Origin of the sequence: Pseudomonas sp. ICMP 10191, from assembly GCF_001467335.1 — a bacterium.
Lineage (GTDB): Bacteria > Pseudomonadota > Gammaproteobacteria > Pseudomonadales > Pseudomonadaceae > Aquipseudomonas > Aquipseudomonas cerasi.
Genome location: NZ_LKGW01000154.1, coordinates 1 through 4,157 on the forward strand (window position 1 = coordinate 1; position 4,157 = coordinate 4,157).

The 4,157-nt window shown below is 58.0% G+C and carries 6 protein-coding genes; 4 read left to right on the forward strand and 2 right to left on the reverse strand.

Annotation, left to right across the window (positions count from 1 at the left end; genetic code table 11):
* On the forward strand, positions 1–619 hold a 619-nt coding region (locus AO388_RS23050), incomplete at its 5' end, for a DUF2303 family protein (protein ID WP_058417223.1).
* Between the two features lie 104 nt (positions 620–723).
* Here AO388_RS23050 and AO388_RS23055 read toward each other — a convergent pair.
* Positions 724–1,002, reverse strand: coding sequence for a hypothetical protein (locus AO388_RS23055; RefSeq protein WP_058417224.1), 279 nt, complete (start codon positions 1,000–1,002; stop codon positions 724–726).
* A gap of 395 nt (positions 1,003–1,397) precedes the next feature.
* Complete coding sequence (locus AO388_RS23060) at positions 1,398–1,751, reverse strand: hypothetical protein (RefSeq protein WP_058417225.1); 354 nt, start codon at positions 1,749–1,751, stop codon at positions 1,398–1,400.
* Positions 1,752–1,854: 103 nt separating this feature from the next.
* On the opposite strand from AO388_RS23060, the gene AO388_RS23065 reads away from it, so the two are divergent.
* From AO388_RS23065 to AO388_RS23075, 3 genes are all read left to right on the forward strand, one after another.
* Positions 1,855–3,096: a DNA-methyltransferase gene (locus AO388_RS23065; protein ID WP_058417226.1), complete on the forward strand. Its 1,242-nt coding sequence runs from the start codon at positions 1,855–1,857 to the stop codon at positions 3,094–3,096.
* A gap of 54 nt (positions 3,097–3,150) precedes the next feature.
* Entirely contained in the window at positions 3,151–3,924 is a 774-nt protein-coding gene (locus AO388_RS23070; RefSeq protein WP_058417227.1) for a hypothetical protein, read from the forward strand.
* Between the two features lie 49 nt (positions 3,925–3,973).
* A partial coding sequence (locus tag AO388_RS23075) for a hypothetical protein (protein WP_058417228.1) occupies positions 3,974–4,157 on the forward strand: 184 nt, incomplete at its 3' end.

Here is a 4,157-nt window from a genome sequence, read left to right on the forward strand (position 1 = left end):
ATACGTGTCCGACCGCGCAGTCGCCGACGCAAAAGGCTTCATCAATCAGGACGAAATGACCTGTTCGGTGTTGTTCAACCTGGGCAACGAGGAAGTGCCAGGCCACGCAGATGATCGCGCGGTGCTGAAGCTCAAGCCCACCGCTGCCTATCAGGCCGTGCAGGCCATCAGTGGCCGGGCCATGTCGCAGAAGGATATGAGCGACTGGATTGAAGACTGGCACAGCACCCTGTCGGCGGTCGGCGATGAGCTGCAGAACATCCCGTTGGCCAAAGCCATCGCCGCCGTGCGCACGATCACGGTCAAGGCATCGTCGGAAAGCGATCACACCGTCAGCGAGACCCGCGCCAGCCGCAGCGCAATGGATGCCATCGAGGCGACCAGCAAGGAAACCTTACCCACGTCGCTGATCTTCTCGGCCGTGCCGTTTGAAGGCCTGCAGATGCGAGAAATCATCCTGCGAATCTCGGTCATCACCAGCGGCGCACAGCCGGTGCTGAAACTGCGCTGGGTGGGCGAGGACGTGCAGCGCGAAGAGATTGCGCAAGAGTTCAAGTCAGTGCTTGAAGCGAAGGTGGGCGATGCAGCGCAACTGGCACTGGGTAGCTTCGCGGCCTGAAGCCTGGATCCAGCGCCACGAGTTCTGAAGCTGTGAACTCGTGGCTCTGGAGCTTTACCGCAAGAGCATGATGATGACTCACAAAGAGCCAGGTAATGAAGTGATCATTCCGGCAAGTTCAGATTCAGTCTAACCTTAGGCAACTCTTTAGGTGCTGGTGGAGCAGAAAAACCGACCAAAGCGCACGTAGCATGGTGAACCTCGCCTTTATAGTTCTGGCCTGTCTCTGATCCGGCGTGGATCAAAAGCCCTTGATGATCCTGAATCAGGTGGTTGATGTTCTCGGCAATCTTTTCACCTTCTTGGAATACCGAGCAGTACGGACAGCCAGTAGAGGTGTGGGTGATCAGCTGAACGGTATGTTTAACGCCTGAAAGATCCATTTCTACTCCTTAGCCGGCCCCATGCCGGACAACCGTGATACGCCATCCCAAACCAAATTTCCACCTCCGAACACGGAAGGCGGCGCATGCATGGAATTCGATATGAGCCAGCTCCGCCAGATACAAGTCAGCGGCGGACCCAGATTACGCGAGACACAGGCATACCCCGGTCGTCGTCGAGCTCGGAATGAGCAAAGCGATGATCAACCGGCTGATCCGTGAATTCAACATCGACTACCCGCTGCAAGGGCCAAGCTCGAAATGAGGCGCTTGCAGTCCCGCGCCACGAATACCGACCATCCAGAATCGTGGCGCGACTTTTTGACGAGAAAAGCATGTTGATGATTATAAAGGATTCGGGCGACGAGATTACTGCTCCTTCCTCCTATACCTATCTAGAAAACCAGCTCGTAGCCCGCCTTGATCACCGCAATGACTTGGGATGAGAATTTTGCAATCTGCTGACCGGTAGTGAGCCATTTGGATAGCGGCGAGGCCTTGACTGTTGCTTCAAGCTCTTCTTGAGACTGATTAGGGTTCGCTTTCAAGGACGCAAAAATCTCTTGAAGGTCTTCCTTGGTCACTCCGTCGGGAAGCCCAAAAGCAAGATGATTTGTCGGTTCGAAAATGTCGAGAAACTTACCTCCGTTGACAGCTATGCAATTGTCTACCTTGAGGTTGGCGTTACTCGGCGCTCTGATAAAAGTCTTGAGACCGTGCGAGCTTGAGTTCGTTATTACGATAGTCATGGCAACTCCTTGATCCGGCTCTATGCCGGTCATCATCTATAGCTCACCCCCAACCAATTTGCCACCACCGGAGACGGCGGTCGGCGCATACCTGGAATTCGATATGAGCCAGCTCCACCAGATACTGGTAGGCGACTGCATCGACATGATGCGCACGCTGCCAGATGAAAGCGTGCATACGTGCGTGACCAGCCCGCCCTACTACGGTCTGCGTGACTATGGCGTCGATGGCCAGATCGGCCTTGAGGAAACACCTGCCGAGTTCATAGCCCGCCTGGTCGACGTGTTCCGGGATGTGCGCCGGGTGCTCCGCGCTGACGGCACGATCTGGGTAAACATGGGCGACAGCTACGCCGGTAGCTGGGGCGCGCACGGCAGGGACGACATGGTCGTCGGCGTTTCGACGATCAGCCAACGCCAAGTGATGGCGAGCCAGCGCAAGTCGAAAGCGACCACACATGCTGAGTACAAGCCGAAAGACTTGATGGGCATGCCCTGGCGTCTGGCCTTCGCGCTGCAGGACGATGGCTGGTATCTACGGCAGGACATCATCTGGCACAAGCCAAACCCTATGCCAGAGTCGACGCGCGACCGCTGCACCAAAGCTCACGAATACCTGTTCCTGCTCAGTAAGTCGCGGCGGTACCACTACGACAGCGACGCGATCAGAGAGCCCGCCAACCAGACGGGCAAGGGGAACGCTAACGGTTACCGCGGTGGGTCCTACGTGCACGGTTCAACCTTCGACAATGCTGAAGGCGGAAAGCGCACCAGCTCTGGCAACACGGTGCCGAATAACGGCGTCGGCTGGGGTCACGGAACAGATAAAGCTTCGCGGAACCGCTCGCGCGTGACAGTGCCTACCGGCTGGGATACGTCCACCGGCGAAGGTGGCCACGGGGCCTTTCACAAGGATGGCGCTGAACGGAAGCGGCGGGACAGCTTCAAGCGTGAGGACTCGAAGCGCGAGCAAGCCATTCCCGGCCAGTCAAAAGGCACGCACCGGCCTGACCGGGATGAAAGCACCCACGACACAGCGACGCGCAACAAGCGCAGCGTCTGGACCGTCGCGACCCACGCCTTCAAGGAAGCCCACTTCGCCACCTTCCCGCCAGACCTGATCAGGCCCTGCATCTTGGCCGGCGCGCCTCGCGGTGGCGTGGTGCTGGACCCTTTCGGCGGTGCCGGTACCACGTCGCTGGTTTCGATGCAGGAAGGTCGCCGGTCGATCATCTGCGAGCTGAACCCGGAGTACGCGGCACTGGCCCGCGCTCGTATCGACACGGCCTGGCTGGACGGCGCTGCGCAGATGGACGTATTTCGCGACTCGGTACCGGCCGTTTAAACCGGAATCCCCTTCTCACTTCAAAGACTCACGCGACCCCGGCGAGGATAAACTATGCCTGATCATTTACCGCGCATCGTCTGCCAGTTCAGCTGCGGTGCCGCCTCGGCGGTGGCCACGAAACTGGCCCTGGCCGATTACGGCGCAACTCATGACGTGCAGATCCTCAACGCCTACCTGGCGAACGAGCACTCCGACAACCGTCGATTTCTGGCCGATTGCGAAGCTTGGCTCAAGCAACCAGTGACGGTGCTACGCGACGAGAAGTACGGCGCTGACATCATCGAGGTGTTTCGGCGAGAACGATTCATGAAAAACCAGTACGGTGCGCCCTGTACCAAACTGCTCAAGCGCCGACTTCTGGATACCTGGAAGCTGCCAGGTGACGTAATGGTTTTCGGGTATACCGCCGAAGAGGCGGACCGCCTGGAAGACTTCCGCGAGCGCAATCCAGATCGTCCGGTGATCGCTCCGCTGATTGAGCGAGGGCTCGGCAAAGAAGACTGCAAGGCCATGATCCAGAGAGCCGGTATCGAACTGCCTGTCATGTATCGCATGGGCTACGACAACGCCAATTGCATAGGCTGTGTGAAAGGCGGCGAGGGATATTTCCGAGCCATTCGTGAGGACTTCCCACCACAATTCGAAGCGCTATGCCAAGTTCAGGATCTACTGGGGCCTGGCTCCTACCTGCACCGCAATAGGACGACCAATGTGCGCTTTTCACTGCGCGACCTGGGCGAAGGCCCGGTGCGTCGTAACGAAAAACTGCCTTCCTGCTCCTTTTTTTGCGAGATGGCCGAAGCCGACATTATCGCATCCGCGTAACTGACTACCCCACTTCCAATAGATCACGGCACACAGCCGAGGATGAACTATGTCCGCTCACCAGAAGAAACACCCCTTCGATTTCAAAACCCAGTACGGCCTTGGCTTCAATCCGCAAGACGATGAGATCGTTGTGGACTTCTTCTGCGGTGGAGGCGGCGCCGGTACCGGGCTGGAAATGGGCCTTGGGCGCACCGTCAGCGTGGCCAAGAATCACAGCCCGGCAGCAATCA